This window comes from Billgrantia montanilacus, assembly GCF_003336675.1.
Taxonomy (GTDB): domain Bacteria; phylum Pseudomonadota; class Gammaproteobacteria; order Pseudomonadales; family Halomonadaceae; genus Halomonas; species Halomonas montanilacus.
Window position 1 is genome coordinate 519,895 of the sequence record NZ_QPII01000001.1, and the last position, 24,995, is coordinate 544,889.

General features: G+C 64.1%; 23 protein-coding genes. 16 read left to right on the forward strand and 7 right to left on the reverse strand.

What is annotated here, in order from left to right; genetic code table 11:
• Nucleotides 1–19: 19 nt before the first annotated feature.
• Entirely contained in the window at nt 20–1,972 is a 1,953-nt protein-coding gene (locus DU505_RS02335) for a transglycosylase SLT domain-containing protein (RefSeq protein WP_114477372.1), read from the reverse strand.
• 200 nt (nt 1,973–2,172) lie between these two features.
• Here DU505_RS02335 and DU505_RS02340 point away from each other — a divergent pair, with 200 nt between their 5' ends.
• The 8 genes from DU505_RS02340 to DU505_RS02375 all read left to right on the forward strand — a co-directional run bounded on the left by DU505_RS02340 (nt 2,173) and on the right by DU505_RS02375 (nt 10,509).
• Nucleotides 2,173–2,700 carry a PaaI family thioesterase gene (locus DU505_RS02340; protein ID WP_114477373.1) on the forward strand — a complete coding sequence of 176 codons (528 nt, stop codon included), beginning with the start codon at nt 2,173–2,175 and terminating at the stop codon, nt 2,698–2,700.
• Nucleotides 2,693–3,151 carry a PaaI family thioesterase gene (locus tag DU505_RS02345; RefSeq protein WP_114477374.1) on the forward strand — a complete coding sequence of 153 codons (459 nt, stop codon included), beginning with the start codon at nt 2,693–2,695 and terminating at the stop codon, nt 3,149–3,151. Before DU505_RS02340 ends, DU505_RS02345 begins: the two co-directional genes overlap by 8 nt.
• Nucleotides 3,152–3,298: 147 nt before the next feature.
• Nucleotides 3,299–5,203, forward strand: coding sequence for a molecular chaperone HtpG (htpG, locus tag DU505_RS02350; RefSeq protein WP_114477375.1), 1,905 nt, complete (start codon nt 3,299–3,301; stop codon nt 5,201–5,203).
• A gap of 243 nt (nt 5,204–5,446) precedes the next feature.
• Complete coding sequence (locus tag DU505_RS02355; RefSeq protein ID WP_114477376.1) at nt 5,447–7,018, forward strand: Re/Si-specific NAD(P)(+) transhydrogenase subunit alpha; 1,572 nt, start codon at nt 5,447–5,449, stop codon at nt 7,016–7,018.
• A gap of 16 nt (nt 7,019–7,034) precedes the next feature.
• A complete protein-coding gene (locus tag DU505_RS02360; protein WP_114477377.1) occupies nt 7,035–8,480 on the forward strand; it encodes an NAD(P)(+) transhydrogenase (Re/Si-specific) subunit beta in 1,446 nt (481 codons plus the stop codon).
• Nucleotides 8,481–8,595: 115 nt separating this feature from the next.
• On the forward strand, nt 8,596–9,699 hold the full coding sequence (locus DU505_RS02365; protein WP_114477378.1) for an NAD(P)H-dependent glycerol-3-phosphate dehydrogenase: 1,104 nt from the start codon (nt 8,596–8,598) through the stop codon (nt 9,697–9,699).
• A complete protein-coding gene (sixA, locus tag DU505_RS02370) occupies nt 9,692–10,183 on the forward strand; it encodes a phosphohistidine phosphatase SixA (protein WP_114477379.1) in 492 nt (163 codons plus the stop codon). Before DU505_RS02365 ends, sixA begins: the two co-directional genes overlap by 8 nt.
• 17 nt (nt 10,184–10,200) lie before the next feature.
• Nucleotides 10,201–10,509, forward strand: a complete 309-nt coding sequence (locus DU505_RS02375; RefSeq protein ID WP_114477380.1) for an antibiotic biosynthesis monooxygenase family protein — start codon at nt 10,201–10,203, stop codon at nt 10,507–10,509.
• On the opposite strand, the gene DU505_RS02380 is transcribed toward DU505_RS02375, so the two are convergent.
• On the reverse strand, nt 10,506–11,453 hold the full coding sequence (locus DU505_RS02380; protein ID WP_114477463.1) for an AEC family transporter: 948 nt from the start codon (nt 11,451–11,453) through the stop codon (nt 10,506–10,508). The genes DU505_RS02375 and DU505_RS02380 overlap by 4 nt on opposite strands.
• Before the next feature lie 230 nt (nt 11,454–11,683).
• On the opposite strand from DU505_RS02380, the gene DU505_RS02385 reads away from it, so the two are divergent.
• The 3 genes from DU505_RS02385 to DU505_RS02395 are packed head-to-tail and all read left to right on the forward strand — an operon-like array spanning nt 11,684 to nt 14,449.
• Nucleotides 11,684–12,499: an alpha/beta fold hydrolase gene (locus DU505_RS02385; protein WP_114477381.1), complete on the forward strand. Its 816-nt coding sequence runs from the start codon at nt 11,684–11,686 to the stop codon at nt 12,497–12,499.
• Nucleotides 12,496–13,365 carry an alpha/beta fold hydrolase gene (locus DU505_RS02390; protein WP_114477382.1) on the forward strand — a complete coding sequence of 290 codons (870 nt, stop codon included), beginning with the start codon at nt 12,496–12,498 and terminating at the stop codon, nt 13,363–13,365. Before DU505_RS02385 ends, DU505_RS02390 begins: the two co-directional genes overlap by 4 nt.
• 28 nt (nt 13,366–13,393) lie before the next feature.
• On the forward strand, nt 13,394–14,449 hold the full coding sequence (locus DU505_RS02395) for a patatin-like phospholipase family protein (RefSeq protein ID WP_114477383.1): 1,056 nt from the start codon (nt 13,394–13,396) through the stop codon (nt 14,447–14,449).
• Between the two features lie 5 nt (nt 14,450–14,454).
• Here DU505_RS02395 and DU505_RS02400 read toward each other — a convergent pair whose 3' ends face one another.
• Complete coding sequence (locus tag DU505_RS02400) at nt 14,455–15,030, reverse strand: Smr/MutS family protein (protein ID WP_114477384.1); 576 nt, start codon at nt 15,028–15,030, stop codon at nt 14,455–14,457.
• A gap of 120 nt (nt 15,031–15,150) precedes the next feature.
• Between DU505_RS02400 and prmB the strand changes: the two genes are divergently transcribed.
• The 5 genes from prmB to phaC all read left to right on the forward strand — a co-directional run bounded on the left by prmB (nt 15,151) and on the right by phaC (nt 20,362).
• On the forward strand, nt 15,151–16,104 hold the full coding sequence (prmB, locus tag DU505_RS02405; RefSeq protein ID WP_245947743.1) for a 50S ribosomal protein L3 N(5)-glutamine methyltransferase: 954 nt from the start codon (nt 15,151–15,153) through the stop codon (nt 16,102–16,104).
• Between the two features lie 44 nt (nt 16,105–16,148).
• Complete coding sequence (aroC, locus tag DU505_RS02410; RefSeq protein WP_114477386.1) at nt 16,149–17,234, forward strand: chorismate synthase; 1,086 nt, start codon at nt 16,149–16,151, stop codon at nt 17,232–17,234.
• 74 nt (nt 17,235–17,308) lie between these two features.
• Nucleotides 17,309–17,761: a hypothetical protein gene (locus tag DU505_RS02415; RefSeq protein ID WP_114477387.1), complete on the forward strand. Its 453-nt coding sequence runs from the start codon at nt 17,309–17,311 to the stop codon at nt 17,759–17,761.
• A 202-nt stretch (nt 17,762–17,963) separates the two neighbouring features.
• Nucleotides 17,964–18,401, forward strand: coding sequence for a phasin family protein (locus DU505_RS02420; protein ID WP_114477388.1), 438 nt, complete (start codon nt 17,964–17,966; stop codon nt 18,399–18,401).
• Between the two features lie 125 nt (nt 18,402–18,526).
• Complete coding sequence (gene phaC / locus DU505_RS02425) at nt 18,527–20,362, forward strand: class I poly(R)-hydroxyalkanoic acid synthase (RefSeq protein ID WP_114477389.1); 1,836 nt, start codon at nt 18,527–18,529, stop codon at nt 20,360–20,362.
• Nucleotides 20,363–20,987: 625 nt separating this feature from the next.
• On the opposite strand, the gene lnt is transcribed toward phaC, so the two are convergent.
• The 4 genes from lnt to DU505_RS02450 are packed head-to-tail and all read right to left on the reverse strand — an operon-like array spanning nt 20,988 to nt 24,981.
• Nucleotides 20,988–22,472, reverse strand: coding sequence for an apolipoprotein N-acyltransferase (lnt, locus tag DU505_RS02435; protein ID WP_114477391.1), 1,485 nt, complete (start codon nt 22,470–22,472; stop codon nt 20,988–20,990).
• Nucleotides 22,473–22,496: 24 nt separating this feature from the next.
• Nucleotides 22,497–23,372, reverse strand: a complete 876-nt coding sequence (locus tag DU505_RS02440) for an HlyC/CorC family transporter (protein WP_114477392.1) — start codon at nt 23,370–23,372, stop codon at nt 22,497–22,499.
• A complete protein-coding gene (gene ybeY, locus DU505_RS02445) occupies nt 23,369–23,899 on the reverse strand; it encodes an rRNA maturation RNase YbeY (RefSeq protein WP_114477393.1) in 531 nt (176 codons plus the stop codon). Before ybeY ends, DU505_RS02440 begins: the two co-directional genes overlap by 4 nt.
• On the reverse strand, nt 23,896–24,981 hold the full coding sequence (locus DU505_RS02450) for a PhoH family protein (RefSeq protein WP_114477394.1): 1,086 nt from the start codon (nt 24,979–24,981) through the stop codon (nt 23,896–23,898). The genes ybeY and DU505_RS02450 overlap by 4 nt, the downstream gene beginning before the upstream one ends.
• Nucleotides 24,982–24,995 lie beyond the last annotated feature (14 nt).

Genomic DNA, 24,995 nt, shown 5'->3' on the forward strand with positions numbered 1-24,995 from the left:
GTTTTGCGGCGGTGTCGGGCTAGTTGCGGGCCAGCAGCGAGCCGTCGTAGCGCACCGTGGTTTCCGCCGAGCTGAGCATCGAAACGCCCTCGGTGCTGCCCCCGTTGGCCAGGCTTTCGAAGATGACCCGGTAGGCGAGGACCGCCTGGACATAATCGCGTGTCTCGCGGAAGGGGATGCTCTCCACGAAGAGATCGAACTCTTCCGGTGAGTCGCGCAGCCAGCGGTCGACCCGGCCGGGTCCGGCATTGTAGGCCGCAGCAGCGGCCAGGCGATTGCCACGATAGCGGTTGGTCATGTCGCGAATATAGGTGCTGCCCATGCGGATGTTGAGCTCAGGGTCGAGCACGCCGTAGGGCCCGGGGTCGCTGATGCCGAGCTGGCGGCTGAGCTGGGTGGCGGTGCCGGGCATGATCTGCATCAGGCCGCGGGCGCCGGCGGGGGAGAGCGCCGTTGGGTTATAGGCACTTTCGCGTCGCGCAATGCCCATCAACAGGTAGGGGTCGACGCCGGTATTGTTCCCCCAGCGGAGGAAGTGTTCGCGATAGGCTTCCGGAAAGCGCCAGTCGAGGGCGTCCCACATCTGGCCTGTAATGGTGGTCTGCACCAGGCGGGCATGCCAGCCACGGCGCTCTGCGTAGTCGGCAAGTGCCCGTGCCTCGCGGGGCGTACCGATGGCCACCGCGTTCAGCCACTCGCTGTTGGCAAGACCGTCCTCGCCAATGCGCAGCAGCGCCTCCGTGCGCTGTACGGCTGGCCACCGGGCGACCTCCTCGCGAAATGCCTCGTCGAAGCTGTTGCGCTCCAGATTCAGGGCATAGGGGCGGCCTATGCGGTCAGCAGCCGAGAAGGCGAAGAAGTTGCGGCCATCGGCGGCGCGAGCATAGGCGACTTGTGCCCGTTCCGAGTCGCCCAGCTGTTCATGGGCGCGTGCCTTCCAGTACTGCCAGCGACTATCCTCGCGGGTCTCCTGGGGCATTGCCTCGATCCAGCGCAGCGCTCCGGACCAGTCCCGGCTGGCCAGCGCATGGCGCACACGCAGCTCCAGTACCCGAGCGGTGCCGACTCGCGGCAGGATATCGTCGACCCAGCCCCGGTTGTTGTCGATGTCGCGTACCAGGGAGTAGAAGACAAGGTCCTCCTCGATGGCATGACGGTGCTCGCCATCGAAGGTCAGGTGCGGGGCGACCTTGCGCCATGCCTCCATGGCGGCCTCGGTATCGGCGCGGATGAAGCCGTGCATGGCGGCGGCAAACAGCGCTCCGCTGCCGCGGCACTCCGGGCCTATGCAGTTGGGTATCCGGGTGATGGCGGAGTAATCCCCTTGCAGACGAGCCTTGGCATCGAGCGCTTCCTGCCAGCGGCTGCCCAGCTGACGCCCCAGGTAGCTGGCAAGACCGCTTTCACCCTGCTGCCAGGCCAGCATCATGCGCTCCCAGACATCGAGTTCGCTGATCTCTCCCTTTCCTCGCAGGTGGCGGAACAGGGTGTCGCAGGCCGACGGCTGCGAGCTGCCCACATGCCACAGCTTTCGTCCACCCTCCGCGGCGGCCTGCGGGTCGCTGCCCAACAGTGCCGTGTAGTAGTGACACTGGCGTTCGGCCCCAGCGGGCTCACCATCGGCAACGGCGAGGACGGCGCCATAGCGGCCGGCGCTGCCGTAGCGGCTGATGGCCTGGCCACGCATCCATTCCGCCAGGGGCGCGTCCTTGTGCCGTTCGATGTAAGCCAGCACCTGGCCGGGCTCTGCCTGGGGCAGTTGGTGGCGCAGACGGTGGTACTCCACGTAACCGGAGAGCACATGACCATCGATGGCACTGCTGTCGATTCTGCTCCACTGCTGGTTGCGTGCTGCCTCCAGCGCCTCGCGCAGAGCGCTGTCACTGGGCTGTGCATGGGCGGTGAGCGGCAGGCTGATGGCTGCCGCGGCGAGCCAGGCGGCGGCGCTGTTTAGCAGGTGGCGATGGCGCATGGTGGCGGCCTCCGGAAGGCTTGAGTCAGAACCTCTGTATCGTCACCCATTGGAGCATATTTGAGTAGTGGTTAGGTGACGATTACCAGGGTGTTTGTTGGCTTTGTTCAACGGTTAGGCGCTTGTGCAGACACCGTGCGAGAGCTAGGCTGAACGAGCTTCGATCAAACGCTTGTTGGACTGTCTTGAGGAGTGCGGATGTGACCCAGAACGAACACACTGTCGAGGCCATCGGTCCTGGTCCAGAGGCCTGGCGAACCGCCCTGACCCGATTCGTCACTCTCATCCCGCATACCCGGGAGTTGGAACTCGAGGTGGTCGGCGTGGTTCCCCCGGAAGTGACGATGCGGCTCCCCTGGCGTGACGAATTGCTTGGCGACACCACGCGTGGGCTGGTGCATGGCGGCGTCCTTACCATGCTGCTGGATACCGTGTGTGGCTCGGCGGTGCTCTGCGGGCTGCCCTCGCCGGAGGTCTGCCCGACGCTGGACCTGCGCGTCGACCATTACCGGCCGGCGGTGGCCGGTCTCCCCATCATGGCCAGGGCCCGTGTGCTCTCCGTGACCGAGTCGGTGGTCTTCACCGAAGGCACCCTATGGCAGGACCCCGAGCGACCGGTCGCCCGCGGTATCGGTAACTTCATGCGCCTGGGAGCGCGCAACACGCCGGCAGGGTTCGGCGAGGCGCTGTTCAGCGGAGCGAATGACGGGGCGAACGACCATGATTGACGACTTTCACGATGCCGCATGGCTGGAGAGGACTCGGGCCGAAGGCGACGTGGCCGCCTGGCTGGAGCGTGTACCCTATGCCCGTTTCATTGGCGTCTCCGCATCGCCCGATACCGAGGGCGACGGCATGGTCTTCCATCTCGAACCGCAGGCGCACAACATCGGCAATATTCTGTTGCCTGCCATTCACGGCGGGGTGGTGGCTGCCTTCATGGAGACGGCCGGCACGCTCGACCTCATGCTCGCTGCGCGCGCTCCCCGGCTGCCACGCATCGTCGATTTCTCCATCGATTACCTCCGTGCTGCCCGTGCGGTCCCCACCCACGCCCGCTGCAGCCTACTGCGAGAAGGCCGGCGCATGGCCAACGTTCAGGTCACGGCCTGGCAGGAGCGCGAGGATGAGCCAGTCGCCACGGCACGCCTGCACTTCGTCTTGAACTCTTCGTCTTGAACTCTTCGTCTTGAGCTTTCGTCTTAAGGACTGCGAAAGAGCGCAGCGCTTGAAATTCTCGCCTCGGGCCCCATATCGCTGAACAGTTCTACACGCGCGACGCCATGGCGGCGTCGCCGCTGGTTCAAGCCATGAGGTAACCGATCCATGTCCACCATCGCTCACGAGGAAACGCTCGGCTTCCAGACCGAGGTCAAGCAGCTGCTGCACCTGATGATTCACTCCCTTTATTCCAACCGGGAGATTTTTCTACGCGAGCTGATCTCCAACGCTGCCGACGCCTGCGACAAGCTGCGCTATGCGGCGTTGGATAACGATGCCCTGTATGAGGGCGACAGTGAACTGCGTATCGAGATCGAGCACGATCACGAGGCCGGCACGGTCACGCTGCGCGACAACGGCATCGGCATGAACCGTGACGAGGTGATTCAGAACCTGGGCACCATCGCCCGCAGCGGTACCGCCGAGTTCCTCAAGCAGCTCTCCGGCGAGCAGCAGAAGGATGCCCGGCTGATCGGTCAGTTTGGGGTGGGTTTCTACTCCAGCTTCATCGTCGCTGACGAAGTCACGGTGCGTACTCGCAAGGCCGGCTCGAACAAGGCCGAGGGCGTCGAGTGGCGCTCCAGGGGAGAGGGCGAGTTCACTGTGGCCGATGTCGAAAGCGAGCGTCACGGTACCGAGATCGTGCTGCACCTCAAGTCGGATGCCAAGGAGTTCGCCGACGACTTCCGCCTCAAGAGCCTGGTGCGCAAGTACTCGGACCATATCGAGGTGCCGGTACGCATGCCCAGGGTCGAGACTGCCAAGGACGACGATGGTAAGGAGATCGAGGGTAGCGAGGTCACCACCTGGGAGACCGTCAACGAGGCTACCGCGCTCTGGTCCCGCCCCAAGGGCGAGATCTCCGACGACGAGTACAAGGCCTTCTACAAGCATGTGGCCCATGACTTCAGCGATCCGCTGACCTGGAGCCACAACAAGGTCGAGGGCAAGCTCGAGTACACCAGCCTGCTCTACGTGCCGGGGCGCGCCCCCTTCGATCTGTACGAGCGGGATGGCGCCCGTGGCGTAAAGCTCTACGTGCAGCGCGTCTTCATCATGGACGACGCCGAGCAGTTTCTGCCGCTCTACCTGCGCTTCATCAAAGGGGTGCTCGATACCCGGGAGCTCTCTCTCAATGTCTCCCGCGAACTGCTGCAGCAGGATCCCAAGGTCGAGAAGATCAAGAGTGCGCTGACCAAGCGGGCGCTGGACATGCTCAAGAAGCTGGCCAAGGACAAGGAGGGCTACCAGACCTTCTGGAACACCTTCGGCGCGGTGCTCAAGGAGGGGTCGGCCGAGGACTATGCCAACCGCGAGAAAATCGCCGGGCTACTGCGCTTCTCGACCACCCATACCGACAGTGCCACCCAGGACCAGTCGCTGGCCGACTACGTCGAGCGCATGAAGGAAGGGCAGTCCAAGATATTCTACATCGTGGCCGACAGCTTCAATGCGGCCAAATCGAGCCCTCATCTGGAGATCTTCCGCAAGAAGGGGATCGAGGTGCTGCTGCTCTCCGATCGCATCGACGAGTGGCTGATGAGCCACCTCACCGACTTCGACGGCAAGACCCTGGTCGACGTGGCCAAGGGCGATCTCGATCTCGGTGAAATCGAGGACGAGCAGGAAAAACAGGCCCAGGAGGAAACCGCCAAGGCCAAGGAGGCGCTGGTCAAGCGGGTCAAGGAAGCGCTGGGCGAGGAGGTCCAGGAAGTGAAGGTGACCCATCGACTGATCGACTCCCCGGCCTGTGTCGTGCTGCCTGAGCACGAGATGGGCTTTCAGATGCGTCGCATCATGGAAGCCGCCGGCCAAAAGGTGCCGGAGGTCAAGCCGATCCTCGAGCTCAACCCGGAGCATGCCCTGGTCGACCGGCTCGAAGCGGCAGAAGGCGAACGTTTCGCTGACCTGGCCCGCATCCTGCTCGACCAGGCGATCATCGCCGAGGGCGGTCATCTCGACGACCCGGCGGCCTACGTCAAGCGACTCAATGCGCTACTGACGGCTTGATTCGTTCTTTCCGATACTCATCCTGCTGGCCGCCTACGGGCGGCCTTTTTATTGGGCGTTTCAACGCCTCAGTCTGACTTTGACGTTAACGTCATCTCTTGTTTTTTCCGTTATTTCAGCCGGATAGTGCTACATTCAGTTGCTGTCGATCGACATCATGGCGGTTGTGCATTGCGGCATGGTCAGGTATGAATAGTTGGTTTGACCTACCTGAAACTCCGACAACCATAAGGGAGATCCAACGTGAAGATTGGTGCACCCAAAGAGCTCGCCAAGGGAGAGGCACGTGTCGCGCTGACCCCTGACAGTGCGCAGCTCATCCAGAAGCTTGGACACGAATGCCTGATCGAAACCGGAGCCGGCACCGCCGCTGGCTTCGATGACGCTGCCTACCGTGCGGCCGGCGTCACCGTGGTGGAGAGCGGCGAGGCGCTCTGGCGCGAGGCCGAGGTGGTCATCAAGGTGCGCGAACCCAGCGACGCAGAAGCCGACCTGCTGCGGGAAGGTCAGACGCTGATCGCCTTCTTCTGGCCGGCGCAGAACGAGGCGCTGCTGGAGCGCTGCAAGGCCAGGGGCGCCACCGTGGTCGCCATGGACATGGTGCCGCGAATCTCCCGGGCCCAGAAGATGGATGCCCTGTCGTCCATGGCCAATATCGCCGGCTATCGGGCGGTGATCGAGGCGGGCAACAATTTCGGACGCTTCTTCACCGGCCAGGTAACCGCCGCCGGCAAGGTGCCGCCGGCCAAGGTGCTGGTCATCGGTGCCGGGGTGGCGGGTCTCGCCGCCATTGGTACCGCGACGAGCCTCGGTGCGGTGGTACGCTCCTTCGACGTGCGCCCCGAAGTGGCCGAGCAGATCGAGTCCATGGGCGCCGAGTTCCTGTTCCTGGACTTCGAGGACTCCCAGGATGGCTCGGGCACCGGCGGCTATGCCGCGCCATCGAGCCCCGAGTTCCGCGAGAAGCAGCTGGCGCTCTTCCGTGAGCAGGCGCCGGACGTCGACATCGTCATCACCACGGCATTGATCCCCGGCAAGCCGGCGCCCAAGCTGTGGCTGGAGGACATGGTCAAGGCCATGAAGCCGGGGTCGGTCATCGTCGACCTGGCCGCCGAGAAGGGCGGCAACTGTGACCTGACCCGCCCCGACGAGAAGGTGGTCAGCGACAATGGTGTGACCGTTGTCGGCTATACCGATTTCCCCTCGCGCATGGCGACCCAGTCATCGCTGCTCTACGCCACCAATATTCGTCACATGCTCACCGACCTGACGCCCGGGAAGGACGGCGTGATCGTTCATGACATGGAAGACGACGTGATCCGCGGCGCGACGGTCACCCATCAGGGGGAGGTCACCTTCCCGCCGCCGCCGCCCAAGGTCAAGGCGATTGCCGCCGCCAAGCCCAAGCCCAAGGAAAAGGCGCCAACCCCGGAGGAGAAGAAGGCCGCGGAGCTTGCCACCTTCAAGGCACAGACCAAGCGTCAGTTGACGCTGCTGGGCGTCGGGGGCGCACTGATGCTGGTACTGGGCCAGGTGGCGCCGGTCTCCTTCATGCAACACTTCATCGTTTTCGTGCTGGCGTGCTTCGTCGGTTTCCAGGTGATCTGGAATGTCAGTCATTCGTTGCATACGCCGCTGATGGCGGTGACCAATGCGATTTCCGGGATCATCATTCTCGGGGCGGTCCTGCAGATCGGGTCGGGCAACTGGGTGGTGGTATTTCTAGCGGCGATCTCGGTACTGATCGCAACCATCAACATCGTGGGTGGCTTCCTGGTGACACGCCGGATGCTGGCCATGTTCCAGAAATCCTGAGCGGCGGAGTAACGACATGTTGGGTCAAGGTTTTGTTTCTGCCGCAGCCATTGCGGCAAGCGTGCTCTTTATCCTCTCCCTGGGGGGGTTGAGCAATCAGGAAAAGGCCAAGCGCGCGGTGTGGTACGGCATCGTGGGCATGGCCGTGGCGGTGTTCTTCACCGCCTTCGGCCCCGGGATCGGTGGCTACTGGTGGATGATCCCGATGATCATCATCGGCTCGGTGATCGGCTGGTACGTGGCCAGTCGAGTGGCCATGACCGAGATGCCTCAGCTGGTGGCGGCATTGCACTCCTTCGTCGGCCTGGCTGCGGTGTTCGTTGCCTGGAACGCCGACCTCGAGCGCCGTCGCGTGTTGGCCGCCCAGGCTCTGGGCGCGGGACAGCAGGAGTTCTCGGCCTTTGCCGCACTGGTGGCCACCAAGGCCCCCGACGAGCTGATGTTCCTGCAGATCGAGGTGGTGTTCGCCATCTTCATCGGGGCCGTCACCTTTACCGGTTCGGTCATCGCCTTCGGCAAGCTGGCCGGCAAGGTGGACGGCAAGCCCAACCAGCTTCCCGGCGGGCACATGCTCAACGCCGGGGCGGCAGCGCTGAGTCTGGTGCTCGCGATCGCCTATATCAGCGGAGCCGGTTTCTGGACGCTGCTCATTCTGGCACTGTTGGCCTTCTTCATCGGCTGGCACCTGATCATGGGCATCGGTGGCGCCGATATGCCCGTGGTGGTGTCGATGCTCAACAGCTATTCGGGCTGGGCAGCAGCGGCGATCGGCTTCACGCTCTCCAACGATCTGCTGATCGTGACGGGGGCGCTGGTAGGCTCCTCCGGTGCCATCCTCTCCTACATCATGTGCAAGGCGATGAACCGCAACTTCGTCAGCGTCATCCTGGGTGGCTTCGGTGGCGTCCAGAGCGGTGTTGCGGCGGAGATCGAGGGCGAGCAGGTGGCCATCGATGCCGGCGGTGTGGCCAGCTCGCTGAACAATGCCAACAGCGTGGTCATCGTGCCGGGCTACGGCATGGCGGTGGCCCAGGCCCAGGGCGCGGTGAGCGAGCTGGTGCGCAAGCTGCGCGCGGCAGGCAAGGAGGTGCGATTCGCCATCCACCCGGTGGCCGGGCGCCTACCGGGACACATGAACGTGCTGCTGGCCGAGGCCAGGGTGCCCTACGACATCGTGCTGGAAATGGATGAGATCAACGACGATTTCCCCAAGACCGACGTGGCGATCGTCATTGGCTCCAACGATATCGTCAATCCCGCTGCCCAGGACGACCCCAATAGCCCCATCGCCGGCATGCCGGTGCTTGAGGTCTGGAAGTCCTCGGTGGTCTTCGTCTGTAAGCGTGGCCAGGGCACGGGCTATTCGGGCATCGAGAACCCGCTCTTCTACAAGGAGAACACGCGGATGTTCTATGGCGATGCGAGAGAGAGTATCGATTCGCTGCTGTCGTTGATCGACTGAGGCGATATCGTCCGGGCCGGTATCGTCGGCCCGGTGCTATGCTAGGCATCAGGCGCCCCCGAAGGGGGCGCTTTTCGTTACACTCTTCTCACTACCCGACTTTTCAGGGGTGAACATGTCAGATGATCCCATGCGGGTGGCGGTGTTGGGCGGAGGCAGTTTCGGTACTGCGCTTGCCAGCATTGCTGCCGACAACGGGGCAGAAGTGTGTCAGTGGCTACGTGACACCGACCTGGTGGAACAGATCAACCGCGAACACCGAAACGGCCGCTACCTGCCCGACTTCGCCATGAATCCGGCGGTCAAGGCGTCGAGCGATATGCAAGCCGTGCTCGAGCGGGCGGAACTGGTGCTGGTGGCGATTCCTTCCAAGGCTTTTCGGGACGTCGTGCGGCAGGCACGACCCTGGCTTCGCTCCGACCAGATCCTGGTGAGCACCACCAAGGGCATTCAGGAGGAGGGCTTCAAGCTGATGAGCCAGATCCTCCAGGAGGAGACAGGTTTTACCCATATCGGCGTGATTTCGGGCCCCAACCTGGCCTCCGAAATCGCCCAGAAACAGCTCACCGCCACGGTAGTGGCCAGCGACGACCCGCTGACTCGCACTCGGGTGCAGCAGGCGCTGAGCTGTGACTACTTTCGGGTCTATGCCAGCAACGACCGCTACGGCGTTGAGCTGGGCGGGGCGCTCAAGAACATCTATGCGATCGCCGCCGGCATGGCCGCCGCGCTGGGCATGGGCGAGAACACGCGTAGCATGCTGATGACCCGGGCGCTGGCCGAGATGGGGCGCTTTGCGGTGGACCAGGGGGCCAACCCCATGACGTTTCTCGGGCTTGCCGGTGTCGGCGACCTGATCGTTACCTGCTCGTCGGACCTGTCGCGCAACTATCGGGTCGGCTATGCGCTGGGCCAGGGAAAATCCCTCGATGACGCGGTGGCGGCCCTGGGCCAGGTGGCCGAGGGGGTCAACACGGTGCGCCTGGTGCGCGACAAGGCCCGTGAGGCCGGTGTCTACATGCCGCTGGCCGAAGGGCTCTACCAGGTGCTGTTCCAGGGCGTGCCGGCACGGGAAATGGCGCGCATGCTGATGAGGGGCGAGCAGAGTAGCGATGTGGAATTCCTGCTCTCCCGCGAGGACGTGCAGCGCGCCCACCGGCGGGTCGAGGCCGCTGATGACCAGCCTGATGCCTGCAGAGGTGAAACGCGCGATGAGTGAGCGACTGCTGATCATGCGACACGGTGAGGCCGCCCCGGGCAGCATCGATGCCGAGCGCAAGCTCACCGCCCGCGGCCATGCCGAAGCTGCGCGCATGGCCGACTGGCTTCAGTATCAGGAACTGGACGAGGCGAGGGTGCTCTCCAGTCCCTATGTACGTGCCCGGCAGACGGCAGAGCATTTGGCGGCCAGCCTGGAGCGCGAGGTCGAGACCCTGGCCATCGCCACGCCGGACGAACCTCCCGAGGTCTTGAGTGACTGGCTGCTGGAGCAGGCCGGCCGAGGGCCGTTCGTGCTGGTCAGCCATATGCCGCTGGTGGGCGCCTTGACTGGTTTTCTGGTCGAGGGGCGAAGTGACCGCGGGTTGGGCTTTCCCACGGCGGCCGTGGCCGAGCTCGAGGCCGAGGTGTGGGCGGCGGGTTGCGCCAGGCTGCTGCGCTTCATGGCGCCGAATGACGTGACCTGGCCAGATGAGCGGCCCTGAATCAATGGAGAACAGCCATGACTTTCGTCGTCAACAATCGCGTCTTCGTGAACCCCGGCCATGAGGAGGCGTTCGAAGCGCGCTTTCGTGTCCGGGCCGGCGAGATCGACAAGCAGCCGGGCTTTCTCGCCATGCGAGTGCTTCGCCCGCTGGGCAACCAGGCCCCCTATGTGGTGGAAACCGAGTGGGAGAGTCAGGCGGCCTTTCACGCCTGGGTCGGCGGCGACGACTTCAAGCGTGCCCATGCCGACCCCATGCCCAGGGAGGCCGTCGGCGAGGGCGGCGGCCTCGAGCAGTTCGAGGTGGTGATCAGCAGCGGTGCCTAGATTAGTCCGGCGAGGCGCAGGCCGAACACACCCAGCGTGATGGTCACGCTTGCCATCAGCGTGGTCATCGCGATGATATTGGCGGTCAGCACCGCGTTGCCGCCCATCGCCTTGGCCATGACGAAGGCGGCCGCCGCCGTGGGGCTGGCGAAGAACAGGAAGAGCACACCAAGCTCGCGTCCCTGGAAGCCGACCAGCCAGGCGGCACTGGTGGCCAGTATCGGAATCGTGACCATCTTCATCAGGCTGGCGCCGGTGGCTAGCCGCCCCGACGCCCGGATCGAGCCCAGGGAGAGCGTGGCGCCGATGCAGATCAGGGCGAGGGGGAGGGTCAGCGAGGCAAAATACTCCCCTGAGGTCATCAGCCAGCCGGGAAGGCGCAGCTCGAGGGCGGCCACAGGAACCGCCACTACCACGGCCAGAATCAGTGGATTGCGTGCGATATACTTGACGATGCTGCGCCAGTTCGTGCGCTGATGGGGCTGGTAGGTGGCCAGGGCAATCACCGAAAAGGCGTTGTAGGTGAGAATTACCACGCCCAGTAGCAGGCCGCCGGCAGAAAGGCCATAGTCACCGTACATGCCCGCGGCAAGGGCGAGCCCGACGATGCCGCAGTTGCCGCGGAAGGCGCCCTGAACATAGACGCCACGGTCTGCATGAGGCACACGCAGGATCGCCCAGCCCCAGCTGAACAAGAAATTGCCCAGGGTGGCCAGGGCAAAGAAGCCGAGCAGCAGCGGGTTGAGCGTGGCGTCCAGGTCGGCCTTGATGATGCTGAGAAAGATCAGCATCGGCATGGTGCCTTTGAAGACCAGTAGCGAAGCGGTATTGATGAAGGGCTGATCGATCCAGCCGGCACGCTTCAGGCCCAGGCCGATAAAGACCATGACGAAGACCGGAAGCGTGACTTCCAGGGTGCCGAAAAAGACATCGACGAGCCCCATCAGCGAGCCAGCCACAGGCCGACCGCCACGGCGGCGATCACGGTGATCCAGAAGAGACGGTTACGGGTTCGGGTATCACGTGGGGGGCGCGGCGCTGACATGAGGAAACTCCGGTAGGGGCTTGAGCTTGGGTGTCGGAGAGCCGATGGCTTTGACTTGGCGAAATAGGGTAAACCCGTTAGCCTGCTATCGCCACAGACTTTACGTCTTGCTTGACACTGGATCCTGCCATGACCGCTTCCCCCGCTAGCCAACGACCGCGCTTGATCTTCGCCCATGCCAACGGCTTTCCCGGCATGAGCTACCGCAGCCTGCTCGCACCGCTGCACGAACGCTTCGACGTTCATCCGGTCGATCGCCTGGGTCATCACCCCGACTACCCGGTCGGCCACAACTGGCTGGCGTTGCGAGATGAGCTACTCGAGCACCTGACCCACAGCGAGGAGCCGGCCATCGGCGTGGGGCACTCCATGGGCGGCGTTTTGATGGCCATGGCCGCCGAGCGTGCCCCCGAACGCTTTCGCTGCGTCGTCATGCTGGATCCGCCGCTGATGCTGGGGTTGGACGCCTGGGGAATGAAAGCGGCCAAGCGCTTTGGCTTCATCGACCGGGTCACGCCGGCGGGCAAGTCCCGGGGGCGACGGACGGCGTGGCCCGACCGTGACGCCATGGCCAATCATTTGCGTCGTCGGGGCCTTTTCCGGCGTTTCACACCCGATGCGCTGCATGACTATGTGGAGGGTGGCACCCGGCTTCGCGACGATGGTTCGGCCGAGCTGGTTTATGATCCGGCCATCGAGACCGAGATCTTCCGCCAGCTACCCGACCATCTGTCTCGTCTGCCACGGCGGCTGCAGGTTCCCTTCGGCCTGATCGCCGGCCGCGACTCCGACCTGATCACCCCGTCGCGCCGACGCCGTCTCGAGCGCCATCGGATCAAGCTGTCGCTGGTACCGGGTACACACATGTTTCCCATGGAGCATCCCGAGGAGACGCGGCAGGCGTTGTTGTCGATGCTGGACGAACTGCTGGAGGCAACGACATGAGTGACCCAAGTGCCATTCGCCTTGCCGGCGGACGCCTGGCCGCCCTCTGCTGGGGCGATGAGGGGGCGCCGACCTGGCTGGCGCTGCACGGCTGGCTGGACAACGCGGCGAGCTTCACGCGCCTGGCGCCCCTTCTGGTACGCAAGCTGGGGATACGGATCGTGGCCATCGATTTCACCGGGCACGGTCATTCGCAACACGTTGCGGGCGACTATGCACTGTGGGACTACTGTCACGACTTGCTGGATGCCGCCGATGACCTGGGGCTGGAGCGGGCCACGCTGCTGGCCCATTCCATGGGGGCAGGCGTGTCCTGCCTGGTTGCTGCGGCCCTGCCGGAGCGCATCGACCGGCTGGTCCTGATCGATGGTCTTGGTGCGCTTACCACCCCGTCCGCCGACGCGGCGCAGCAGCTGCGCAAGGGGCTGCGTGCGACGCGCCGTTCCCTATCGGCCGCGCCGCGCTATCCTGATATCAGAACCGCCGTGGCGGCACGGGTAGCCGGCGGCGTGACACCGATCGATGCTGATACCGCCACTCCGGTGGTGGAGCGCAACCTGAGACATGAAGACGATGGTCATGTGCGACTGCGAACCGATGGTCGGCTGCTCTGGCCCTCTCCGGTGCGTCTGACGCCGGAGCAGGTGCTGGCACTGCTTGAGTCCATTCAGGCGCCGGTGCTGTTGATCGAAGGCGAGGGCGGCATACTCGGCGGGCGGGAGTCGGCGGCAGCCGCACGATCGGCGGTCTCGACACTGACCCGGAGGGTGTTGCCCGGGGGGCACCACCTTCACCTGGAGCCCGGTGCGGTAGCGGCAGTAGCGGGAGCCATCCTCGAATGGCAGGCAAGGGAGACGGGCGCGTGACTGGGAGCGACATCAGGAGTGGTGCAATATGAGTGGTTCAATGGCAGCGAAGACCGGTAAGCGTGTCGCCTTGACCCTCGGCAGCGGAGGCGCACGGGGCTATGCCCATATCGGCGTGATCGACGTGCTGGAGTCCCGTGGCTACGAGGTCGTGGCCATTTCCGGCTGCTCCATGGGCGCAGTCATCGGCGGGATCTATGCGGCGGGAGAACTCGATGCCTATCGCGAATGGGTCTGCCAGCTCGACTATTTCGATGTGCTCAAGCTGGTGGATGTCACCTGGAGCCCCATGGGAGCCATGCGCGCCAGCAAGGTGATGAGCAAGCTGCAGGGCCTGATGGGCGACATCCAGATCGAGGACCTGCCGATTCCCTTCACCGCGGTGGCCACCGACCTGGCTCGTCAGCGTGAAGTGTGGTTCCAGTCGGGCTCTCTGCTGCGTGCCATGCGCGCCTCCATTGCCATCCCGGGGGTGATCACCCCGGTGCATATCGGTGCCCAGACGCTGGTAGACGGCGGCCTGCTCAACCCCTTGCCGATCATCCCGACCGTATCGGCCCATGCCGACCTCATTCTGGCGGTGAATGTCACTGCGCATAGCCCGCAGCCGGTGACTCTGGAGGACCTGCTGCCGTCAGAGCCGGGTGTCGACGAGGAGGTATCAGAGAATGACTCGTCGGTGAGCGGCTGGATGGATGTGCGCGGCGCGACCCGGCGTTTTCTGGATGGGCTGGGCAATGGCGGGGAGGACGAAGACGAGAGTGATGCCGCGGCGGGGAAGGCCTCCACTGGGCGTCGCGCCTGGGGGCGGATGGACATGATCCTGGCGTCCTTCGACATTACCCAGGCGGCACTGGCGAAATACAAGGTGGCAGGCTACCCCCCCGATATCCTGATCGAAGTCCCCAAGACGGTCTGCGGTGCGTTCGAGTTCCACCGGGCCGAAGCCCTGATACGGCTGGGACGCCACCTTACACTGCAGGCGCTGGACCAATACGAAGGGCGCTTCCACGGGGGGAGCCCCGGGATGATCGTGGAGCCGCCCCAGATGCCGGCAGACCGTGAATCGGGAGGCGGCGTGTGAGTATGCTAGGCATCCTGGCCACGCCGGCGTAGCAGGACATAGACCGCGCCGGTGCCCCCATCGGCATCCAGTGCCGAGCAGAAGGCGAGTACCGCCGGCCATTCGCGCAGCCAGGCGTTCACGTGGCTCTTGATCACGGGGTAGTCGGCGGTGCTGCCCCACGCCTTGCCGTGCACGATCAGCACGCAGCGCATGCGACCGGCGGTAGCGTCACGCAGAAACCCCTCCAGCTCGCTGCGTGCCTCGTCCAGCGTAAGGCCGTGCAGGTCGAGCCCCGCCTCCCAGGCGATGCGCCCGCGCTTGAGCTGTGTGCGGGTGCGGTGGGGCAAGTCGGGCAGGGCAAAATCGAGCGGCTCCGATGGGCGCACGGGCTCCACGCGGCCATCGCTGGTGCGGCTGGTGGTGTCGCTGTTCCCCGCGGCAACCGCCGCGGCGCGCCGCTCGGCCGCCGACGGATCCTTGCGGCGTGGTCGCCCGGCATCGGCACGGTCGCTGACGATACGCCTCACGCCGGCTTCATGCAGTGCCTGGCGAAAGGCGCTGACATCGTCTTCATCCGGTGGGGGGCGGCGTCGGCTCATGTGCTACTCATGGGGAGGGTTCGAGGCGCACAGTATAGCGGCCTGAGCGCGACTGTGAACCGCTGGCCGCCGCGGGTACAATCGACTCCCTGTCCCCCAACCGACCCCACAGGAACCCACGTGGCCGAATCCCCCTCCGTTTCCCGTTCCACGCTCAGCCTGGACGATGCGGCCATCAGCGCCGACCTCGTCACGCTGCGCGACTACCTGCGCTGGAGTGCCAGCGAGTTTCACCTGGCCGGCTTGTTCCACGGGCACGGCACCGATTCGCCGTGGGACGAGGCGGTAACCCTGGTGTTGGGTTCGCTGCACCTGCCCTGGAATGTCGACCCCGCGGTGCTGGATGCGCGCCTGCTGCCCATGGAGCGCCGGCGTATCGTGGCCCTGGTACGCGAACGCATCACCACCCGGCGCCCGCTGCCGTACTTGCTGGGTGAAGCCTTCTTCGCCGGCTTTCCCTTCCACGTGGACGAAAGGGTGTTGATTCCCCGCTCCCCGATTGCCGAGCTCATCGAATCGGGGTTCGAGGCGTGGTTCCCCGGGGAGCCGCCGGCACGGGTGCTCGACCTGTGTGCCGGGTCGGGCTGCATCGGCATCGCCACGGCGCTACACCTGCCCACCTGCGACGTCGACCTGGCCGATATCAGTCCGGAAGCGCTGGCGGTGGCCAAGCAGAACATCCAGCGTCATGACGTGGGGGCCCGGGTGCGAGCCGTGCTGTCGGATGTGTTCGATGGACTCGGCGGCCAGCGCTACGACCTGATTGCTTCCAACCCTCCCTACGTGGACGCCCATGACCTGGCGACCATGCCCTCCGAGTTTCGCCATGAGCCGACCCTGGCCCTGGAGGCTGGCCGGGATGGGCTCGACATCGTCCGACGTATCCTGCGCCAGGCGCGTGAGCATCTCACCGAGGACGGCGTACTGATCGTCGAAGTGGGCAATTCGGACCGCCACCTGGAGTCAGCCTTCCCCGAGGTCCCTTTCCTGTGGCTCGACTTCGAGCGCGGCGGCCAGGGGGTCTTTGCCCTTACCGCCGCAGACCTCGACGCCCATGCGGCGTCCTTCGCCTGATCGCTGGCAGCGATCATCGACAGAATCATTGAGGAAGCACGCCCATGTCCGGCAACACATTCGGCAAGCTGTTCACTGTTACCACGTTCGGCGAAAGCCACGGGCCGGCACTCGGCGCCATCGTCGACGGCTGCCCGCCGGGCCTGCCGTTGACCGAGGCCGACCTGCAGCAGGACCTGGACCGTCGGCGCCCTGGCACGTCACGTCACACCACGCAGCGCCGCGAGCCCGACCAGGTGAAGATTCTCTCCGGCGTGTTCGAGGGGGTGACCACGGGTACCTCCATCGGACTGCTGATCGAGAACACCGACCAGCGTTCCAAGGATTATTCGAACATCAAGGATCAGTTCCGGCCTGCTCACGCCGACTACAGCTACCATCACAAGTATGGTATCCGCGATTACCGGGGCGGTGGCCGCTCCAGCGCCCGGGAAACCGCGCTGCGGGTAGCGGCGGGGGGCATTGCCAAGAAGTACCTGGCTACCCATGGCATCGAGGTGCGCGGCTACATGAGCCAGCTCGGCCCCATCGAGATTGCCTTCAAGAGCTGGGACGCGGTGGGCGACAATCCCTTCTTCTGCCCCGACCCGGATAGGGTGGCCGAGCTCGAGGCCTTCATGGACGAGCTGCGCCGGGCCCAGGATTCAGTGGGGGCGAAGATCACCGTGGTGGCCGATGGCCTGCCGCCGGGGCTCGGTGAGCCCGTTTTCGACCGGCTCGATGCCGAGCTGGCTCATGGTTTGATGAGCATCAATGCCGTCAAGGGCGTGGAGATCGGTGACGGCTTTGCCGCCGTGGCGCAGCGGGGCAGTGAGCACCGCGACGAGATGACGCCGGAGGGGTTTCTCTCCAATCACGCCGGTGGCGTGCTCGGTGGCATCTCCTCGGGACAGCAACTGGTCGCGCACCTGGCGCTCAAGCCCACCTCCAGCATCACCACGCCGGGGCGCTCCATCGACGTGCATGGTCAGCCGGTCGAGGTTGTCACCAAGGGGCGCCATGACCCCTGCGTGGGGATCCGCGCCACGCCGATCGCCGAAGCGATGATGGCGCTGACCCTGATGGACCACCTGTTGCGTCATCGGGCGCAGAATGCCGATGTGCGTGTCACCACGCCGGTGCTGCGCTGAATCGGATTCCGGGTTAGGCCCGCTGGGCCTGGCTGACTGCTACACTCAACAGACCACTTGAGCCGAGTACTGCCATGAAGATCAACGTCGAGTTCGACCTGACCCCTGACGAGTTCCGCCGCTCCCTGGGCCTGCCCGATGTCGAGGCTTTCCAGCAGGACTTGCTGAACCGGATTCACAAGCAGATGGAGTCCGGTGTCGAGGGCTATGACCCCATGAGCCTGATGCAGCCTTTCCTGCAGCAACAGGGGCTCTCTCAGGGGCTTTCCCAGGGCATGAGCCAGGGGTTGTCTCAAGGGCTCGCCAGCTTTGGTACCTACCAGCAGATGATGCTGGATATGCTGCGCAAGGCCAGTAGCGGCAGAGCGGAGCAAGCAGAATCCAAAGAGGAAAGAGCGGGCGCAGAAAAGGAAAAGGCAGAGGCCAAGGGCAAGCAGACGCCAGAGCGTGAGCCGGCCGAGGCAAAGAAGAGCAGCAAGCGGGCAGGAACGGCAAGTGCTCGCTCGCGGTCGCGACGCAGTGAGTGAGCCGGCCGGGACAATGGCTTCTGGGTGAGACATCGGTGAGTGTGCCACCTTGATGGAGCAACATTAAGTTGCAACCAAGGGCGTGTCAGACTACGCTTTGTGCAGTGCAGCATTCATGCCGTGCAGCTTGACTGATGGTTGATCGGTGCTGCGCCCGCATGACTCTAGGCCTACAGCTTCAGGTCCACAGGAGGTTACCGCCATGCAGGACAAGATGATCGACAACTTCAATCAGCAGACGCGCCGCTTCTTCGAGCCGATGCGCAAGCTCAACTCGCTGATGCTCGGCAATATGGAAAAGATGACCGAGTACCAGTTGGAGGCCATGAAACGCTACAGTCAACTGGGTACCGAGCGTATGCGCAGTGCCTCGGAAATCAGTGACGCCGAGGATCTCCAGCAGTTCGGCGCTCAGCAGGCCGAGATGATGAACGAGCTCTCCAAGCAGATGATGGAGGATGCCGAGGCCTTGAACCAGATGAGCCAGGAGTTCCGCTCGGAGCTGGAGAAACTGCTCGGTGAGGCCGGCCAGCAGCTGGCCGATCAGGCAAGCCAGAGCGGGGCGAGTGCCAAACCGGCCAGTTCGGGCAAGTCCGACACTCCGGCCAAGGCAACCAGTCAGTCTTCGCGCAAGAGCTGAAAAAAGTCTAGGCGCCGCCCGGCAAGCTCCGGGCGGCGTTGCCGCCTCCACAGCGCCCTCCCGCAGGGTCCTGTGGAGGCGGCTCGTTGAAAGTCATGCCGTGAGTCGATGATCAGGAGTGGGCAATGCTGTCAGGGTTGGAAGGTCCATCACAAGTCGAGTGGGAAGAGTGGAATGCGCAGCTGCAGGAAATGGGGCAGCAGTATCAGGCGCTAATGCAGGACCTCCTCGCAAAAATGGCGCCCGATGCGGCGGCCGACACTATCCATAGCGATATGCGGGAAGCCTTCCAGGCTGGCGCCGAGTCCCTGATGCGTAATCCTCAGCTGGTGTGGCAGACCCAGGCCCGCCTGCTCCAGGATCAATGGCAGCTGTGGCAGAACGCCCTGCGGTCCGCCAACGGCGAGCCGGTCGACCCCCTGGTGGTACCCCAGCGCGGCGATCGACGTTTCAGCGACGAGGCCTGGACCAATGATCCCTACTACCAGGCGATCATGCAGCAGTATCTACTCTTTTCGCGCCTGGTCGAAGAACTGATCGAACGCCTGGAGGGGCTTCCCGAGCAGCAGAAGCGCAACCTGGCCTTCTATGCTCGCCAACTGGTCAATGCCATGGCGCCGACCAACTTCATCTCCACCAACCCCGAAGTGATGCGGCGTACCATGGAGACCCGTGGCCAGAATTTGGTCGATGGCCTGACCCGGCTGCGCGAGGACCTGGCCAATTCCGCCGATGGGCTGAATGTGAGCATGACCGATCGCAGCGCCTTCGAGGTGGGTGAGAACATCGCCGTGACGCCCGGTCATGTGGTGTTCGAGAATGAACTGATCCAGTTGCTCCAGTACACGCCCACGACCGAGACGGTGTTCAAGACGCCGCTGCTGGTCGTGCCGCCCTGGATCAACAAGTACTATATTCTCGACCTGCGCCAGGACAATTCCATGGTCAAGTGGCTGGTGGATCAGGGCCACACCGTGTTCCTGATCTCCTGGCGCAATCCAGGACCAGAACAGCGGGACCTGACCTGGGCCGACTACATGCAGATGGGGCCGATCACCGCCATGGAAGCCATCGAGCAGGCCTGTGGCGAGAAATCGGTCAATCTGCTCAGCTACTGTGTCGGTGGAACCCTGACGGCCTCCACAGTGGCCTATCTCACCAGCACCCGCCGTGGCCGCAAGGTCAGGTCCGTGACCTACATGGCCACCCTGCAGGACTTCCGCGACCCGGGTGAGATCGGTGTACTCTTGAGCGAGCCGGTTCTGGCGGGGATCGAGGCTCGACTCGAGAAGGATGGCTATCTCGACGGCCGTTCAATGGCCTATACCTTCAATCTGTTGCGCGAGAACGATCTCTTCTGGTCCTTCTATGTCAGCAACTACCTGAAGGGCGAGAACCCGGCGCCATTCGACCTGCTTTACTGGAACACCGACGGCACCAACCTGCCGGCGGCGACGCACGGCTGGTATCTGCGCAGCATGTATCTTGAGAATCGACTGGTGCAGCCCGGCGGTATCGAGCTGGACGGAGTCAAGATCGACCTGCGCAAGGTTTCTACGCCGAGCTACTTCGTCTCTACTCGCGACGACCATATCGCCAAGTGGAACAGCACCTACTACGGCGCGCTGCTGCCCAAGGGGCCGACGACGTTCGTGCTGGGTGGTTCCGGTCATATCGCCGGTATCGTCAACCCACCGCACAAGAACAAGTATGGCTACTGGACCAACAGCGAGTTGCCCGACAGCCATGAGGAGTGGCTGGCCGGCGCCGAGGGTCACGAGGGATCCTGGTGGCCACACTGGCAGCAGTGGATGACCGAGGGCGGCTACGCCGACCCGGAGAAGATGGTGCCGGCACGTCAGCCGGGCGAGGGCGAATTGCCGCTGCTTGAGGAAGCGCCGGGGCGCTACGTGCGCATGACCATTCCCGAGGTGCTGGGAGAAGTGCCGCCGAAGGAGTAATCGGCAGGCATCGACGAGAAAGAATCAACGTGGCCCGCCTTGAGCGGGCCACGTTTTTTTTGGCGATGCAAGGTCAGTGGTTATTGCGAGTGCTGGGCGACACCGCCGGGAGTCCTTCGGCCACCAGTCGCCGATACCTAGGACCGGAGCTAAAGCTGCTCCAACAGTTTTTTCTCTCTCCTTTGGAGGAAAAGACCGCTGTTGGAGCGCTGGTCCCCATCGCGACTGGCGCCGGCAGGCGCCTCGGCGTAGGCCGAGAGGGCAGTGGTTATCGCCAGCTTTGGCAACACCGCCGGGAGGCTTTCAGCCTCCAGTCGCGAGCTAAAGCTGCTCCAACAGTTTTTTCTCTCCCCTTGGCGGAGAGTATCGCTGTTGTAGCGCTCGGTTCGGCGCTCCGAGTTTCTATCGCGACGGGCGCCTCGGCGGAGGCTGGCGCGTTAGAGGCTATCGCGAATGCTGGGCAACACCGCCGGGAGGCTTTCAGCCTCCAGTCGCGAGCTAAAGCTGCTCCAACAGTTTTTTCTCTCTCCTTTGGATGACAGGATCGCTGTTGGAGCGCCGCTCTGCGTCGCGACTGGCGCCGGCAGGCGCCCCGCGGAAGCACCATAGCCCGAAACCACCACGCTCAGGGTTTGGCAGTCACATAAGGTCGGCGCCGCAGCCAGATACCCGGCAGCACCAGCAGCACGGCGAGCAGCCAGACCGGCCAGCTGCCGGTGCGGGTGAAGGGCGTGAGGCCCTGCATCGGCGTGGCTTCCCCGGTGAGGTAGGTGGTCTCGAACTGGGGGGCTCGGGCGGTGATGCGGCCCTGCGGGTCGATGATTGCGGTGACGCCATTGCTGGTGGCGCGCACCACATAGCGGCCGTTCTCGAGGGCGCGCAGGCGGGCCATCTGCAGATGCTGCAGCGGACCGATCGACTCGCCGAACCAGGTGTCATTGGATACCGTCAGCAGCAGCTCGGAGTCGCGCGCTCGATCGGCCACTAGGTCGGCGTAGATGATCTCGTAGCAGATGGCGTTGCCGATGGTGGTGCCCACGGCCTGGATCGGCGGCTGTCCCTCCGGCCCCGGCGTCATGGCCGGCATCGGCAGGTCGAAGAAGGCGATGGTTCCACGAAGCCAGCGCTCCAGCGGCAGATACTCGCCGAAGGGCACCAGGTGCGCCTTGCGGTACTCGCCTTCCGTATTGCCGACCCCGATCACGCTGTTGTAATAGAGCCCGCGCCCTTCGCGCTGCAGAACCCCGGTAAGCAGGGCGCTGCCTGGCGGCATGGCGGACTGAGCGCGCTCCAGAATCGGCGTCGCTTCATCCTCGAACATCGGCAATGCCGCTTCCGGCCAGATGATCAGGTCGATATCGTCGGCCTGCTCCCGGGTCATTTCCAGGTAGGTATTGGCCGCCATTCGCTGGCCTTCCGGGGTCCACTTGATCAACTGCGGCAGATTGCCCTGCAGCAGGGCGACTCGCAGGGGCTCGCCGGCGGGTGAGGTCCACTGGATCGGCAGGACCAGCGGGGCCAGCCAGAATGCAGCCATGGGGGCCACGGCCCACCAACGGCGACGCAGGAATTCGACCGCGAGCGTGCCGGTGAGCACGGTCAGAAGCGAAAGCAGATAGACGCCGCCAATCGGCGCCCAGGGCGCCAACGGGGAGTCCACATGGGCGCTACCCAGCAGCAGCCAGGGAAAGCCGGTGAACAGCCAGGTGCGCAGCCACTCGCCGAGCACCCAGGCGCCGGCAAAGGTGAGAAAAGCGAGGCGAGGACCGGTCAGCCGGCGATAGAGCCAGAGGGTCGCGGCGAAGAACAGCGCCATGCAGCAGACGAACAGCGTTGTCAGGAATATCGCCAGCGGGACACCGGTGTAGCCGTAGTCGTGAATCGACACATAGACCCACGAAGCGCCGGAGCCGAACAGCCCGACCCCATAGAACCAGCCCTTGAACGACGCCTGCAGCGGCGACAGGTGGTGGATGCCCAGGGCCATCAGCCCGGCGGCGATGGGGCCTAGCCACCAGAGCTCGAATGGGGAAGCGGTCAGCGTGCTCAGCACGCCGGCGGCCAGCGCCAGGAGATAGGCAGCTGCCGGGGGAAGACGGAATTCAGTCATGGGTAATCGTGGATCCTGGCGAGCCTATTCTTCCGTGAGTGCTTCATCACTGCTCGGGGCTGCTTCCAGCAGGCGGATGCGGCGATTGTCGGCGTTGAGCACGGTGAAGCGCCAGCCGCCAAGCTCGGCATGTTCGCCGCGTCCTGGCAGGTGGCCGAAGCGCTGCATGACCAGACCGCCGACCGTATCGAACTCGTCGTCGGAGAAGCCGGTGCCGAAGCGCTCGTTGAAATCCTCTATTGGCGTCAGGGCGCGGATGGCATAGCGGCCTTCGCCGAGCTCGCGGATATCATCGTCCTCGTCGGTATCGTGCTCGTCTTCGATGTCGCCGACGATCTGCTCGAGAATATCCTCGATGGTCACGATGCCCGCGGTACCGCCATATTCGTCGACTACCACCGCCATGTGGTTGTGAGTGTCGCGAAACTCCTTCAGCAGGCTGTTGAGCCGCTTGGATTCCGGTACGAACATGGCGGGGCGCAGGATATCTTCAATGCGGAAGTTCTCGCGCTCCTCATCCGGACAGTTGAGCAATCGCAGCAGGTCCTTGACCAGCAGCAGTCCCTTGATTTCATCGAGGTTCTCGCCGATGACCGGGTAACGGGAGTGCCCTGTTTCGTCGATCAGTGCGAGGTACTCGTCCGGCGGTTGATCGGCGGCAATGGCCGCGACCTGGGAGCGCGGTATCAGTACTTCGCGGACCTGCTGGTCGCTGATATTCAGGGCGCCTTCGATGATCATCATCGCGTCCTGCTCCAGCTTCAACCGCGTGCCGGCCTGGCGCAGGAATTCCATCAGCTCTTCCCGCGAACTGGGCCCATCATTATCACCCGAGAGGGCGCCGAGTAGTTTCTCTAGCCAGGACTTACCGCCCTGACCGGTTGATCGGTCTTCACTCATGGGTCGAGTCTCTCGTCCTCGCTGTCGAAGCGTCGCTCGCCATTGCTGATGCTCATGTCCCGGACCGGCAGGTAAGGGTCGGCAATGGAAAAGGTTGCCAGGATATCGCGCTCCAGCTGTTCCATGGTTTCGGCTTCAGCCTCCTCGGTATGGTCATGTCCGAGCAGATGTAGTGTGCCATGGACCACCAGGTGAGCGTAGTGATCTTCCAGCCGCTTGTCCTGCTCCTGAGCTTCCTGCATGACGACGGGATGGCAGATCACCAGGTCGCCGAGCAGCGACAGCTCGATGCCGGGGGGAGCTTCGAAGGGGAATGAAAGCACGTTGGTGGGGCGATCGCGGCCGCGATAGTCCCGGTTAAGGGCCAGGCTCTCGGCGGCATCGACGATCCGGATAGTGACCTCGGTGCGGCGCTCTTCAGGGAAGTGGGCCAGTACGGCCTCGACCCAGGATTCGAGTGCCGACTGTGCCGGCAGAGAGCTGCCGGTGGAGGCGATCTGGCGGTCGACTATCGCGGCGGGGGTCATGATTCGCCGTAATCCTTGCTGCCCCTGTGGCGCTCGCGCTCCTGCCGGAGTGACTCGCGCTCGCGGGTGCGGGCCTCGACCCGTGCGCGCTCCTGGACCTCCTGCTCGGCCTCGAAGCCCTCGTAGGCTTCGATGATGCGCTGTACCAGCGGATGACGTACCACGTCCTTTGCGGCGAAGTGAGTCACACCGATGCCTGGTGTGCCTCGCAGCACCTCCAGCACCTGGATCAGACCGGAGCTCGACCCACGTGGCAGATCGACCTGGGTGACGTCGCCGGTGATCACGGCGGTCGAGCCGAAGCCGATACGGGTCAGGAACATCTTCATTTGTTCGCGAGTGGTGTTCTGGCTCTCGTCGAGAATGATGAAGGCATTGTTGAGCGTGCGCCCACGCATGTAGGCCAGCGGGGCGATCTCGATCACCTGCCGCTCGATCAACTTGCCGACCTGCTCGAAGCCGAGCATCTCGTAGAGGGCGTCATAGAGCGGACGCAGGTAGGGGTCGATCTTCTGGGCCAGGTCGCCGGGCAGGAAGCCGAGTTTTTCACCCGCTTCCACGGCCGGTCGGACCAGCAGGATGCGGCGCACTTCCTGATGGTTGAGCGCCTCCACCGCTGCGGCTACGGCCAGGTAGGTCTTGCCGGTACCGGCCGGGCCAATGCCGAAGTTGATGTCATGGGCGCGAATGCTCGTGACATAGCTCTGCTGGTTCTGTCCGCGTGGCTTGATCAAGACCTTGGGCGTGCGCAGCAGGACGTCGCCGTCTTCGTGCCCCTCTTCCTCCTCCAGCGCCTCGAGGCCGGATTCCTGCAGGAACAGGTGCACGGTGTCCGGCGACAGCTCGCTGGCTTCGGCTTCGCGATAGAGGTGCTCCAGCACATTGGCGGCGGCCTTCACTCGATTTCCCGGGCCTGCCAGCTGGAACACGTTGCCGCGATTGCGAAGGGTGACACCGAGTCGTTCCTCGACCAGTTTGAGGTGTTCATCGCGCTGACCACAGAGAGTGGCCAGGCGCTGGGGGTCATTGGGTTCGAGGCTCAATGTGATGATGCGGTTCGCCTGAGAAGTTGGCTGGCTCAAGACAAGGGGATCCA

What these genes read in the sequence shown, in the direction of transcription:
- DU505_RS02335 (WP_114477372.1), bottom strand. Translation starts at nt 1,972, where the DNA reads ATGCGCCATCGCCACCTGCTAAACAGCGCCGCCGCCTGGCTCGCCGCG.
- DU505_RS02345 (WP_114477374.1), top strand. Translation starts at nt 2,693, where the DNA reads ATGATTGACGACTTTCACGATGCCGCATGGCTGGAGAGGACTCGGGCC.
- htpG (WP_114477375.1), top strand. Translation starts at nt 3,299, where the DNA reads ATGTCCACCATCGCTCACGAGGAAACGCTCGGCTTCCAGACCGAGGTC.
- DU505_RS02360 (WP_114477377.1), top strand. Translation starts at nt 7,035, where the DNA reads ATGTTGGGTCAAGGTTTTGTTTCTGCCGCAGCCATTGCGGCAAGCGTG.
- DU505_RS02365 (WP_114477378.1), top strand. Translation starts at nt 8,596, where the DNA reads ATGTCAGATGATCCCATGCGGGTGGCGGTGTTGGGCGGAGGCAGTTTC.
- sixA (WP_114477379.1), top strand. Translation starts at nt 9,692, where the DNA reads ATGAGTGAGCGACTGCTGATCATGCGACACGGTGAGGCCGCCCCGGGC.
- DU505_RS02375 (WP_114477380.1), top strand. Translation starts at nt 10,201, where the DNA reads ATGACTTTCGTCGTCAACAATCGCGTCTTCGTGAACCCCGGCCATGAG.
- DU505_RS02380 (WP_114477463.1), bottom strand. Translation starts at nt 11,453, where the DNA reads ATGGGGCTCGTCGATGTCTTTTTCGGCACCCTGGAAGTCACGCTTCCG.
- DU505_RS02385 (WP_114477381.1), top strand. Translation starts at nt 11,684, where the DNA reads ATGACCGCTTCCCCCGCTAGCCAACGACCGCGCTTGATCTTCGCCCAT.
- DU505_RS02390 (WP_114477382.1), top strand. Translation starts at nt 12,496, where the DNA reads ATGAGTGACCCAAGTGCCATTCGCCTTGCCGGCGGACGCCTGGCCGCC.
- DU505_RS02395 (WP_114477383.1), top strand. Translation starts at nt 13,394, where the DNA reads ATGAGTGGTTCAATGGCAGCGAAGACCGGTAAGCGTGTCGCCTTGACC.
- DU505_RS02400 (WP_114477384.1), bottom strand. Translation starts at nt 15,030, where the DNA reads ATGAGCCGACGCCGCCCCCCACCGGATGAAGACGATGTCAGCGCCTTT.
- aroC (WP_114477386.1), top strand. Translation starts at nt 16,149, where the DNA reads ATGTCCGGCAACACATTCGGCAAGCTGTTCACTGTTACCACGTTCGGC.
- DU505_RS02415 (WP_114477387.1), top strand. Translation starts at nt 17,309, where the DNA reads ATGAAGATCAACGTCGAGTTCGACCTGACCCCTGACGAGTTCCGCCGC.
- DU505_RS02420 (WP_114477388.1), top strand. Translation starts at nt 17,964, where the DNA reads ATGCAGGACAAGATGATCGACAACTTCAATCAGCAGACGCGCCGCTTC.
- phaC (WP_114477389.1), top strand. Translation starts at nt 18,527, where the DNA reads ATGCTGTCAGGGTTGGAAGGTCCATCACAAGTCGAGTGGGAAGAGTGG.
- lnt (WP_114477391.1), bottom strand. Translation starts at nt 22,472, where the DNA reads ATGACTGAATTCCGTCTTCCCCCGGCAGCTGCCTATCTCCTGGCGCTG.
- DU505_RS02440 (WP_114477392.1), bottom strand. Translation starts at nt 23,372, where the DNA reads ATGAGTGAAGACCGATCAACCGGTCAGGGCGGTAAGTCCTGGCTAGAG.
- ybeY (WP_114477393.1), bottom strand. Translation starts at nt 23,899, where the DNA reads ATGACCCCCGCCGCGATAGTCGACCGCCAGATCGCCTCCACCGGCAGC.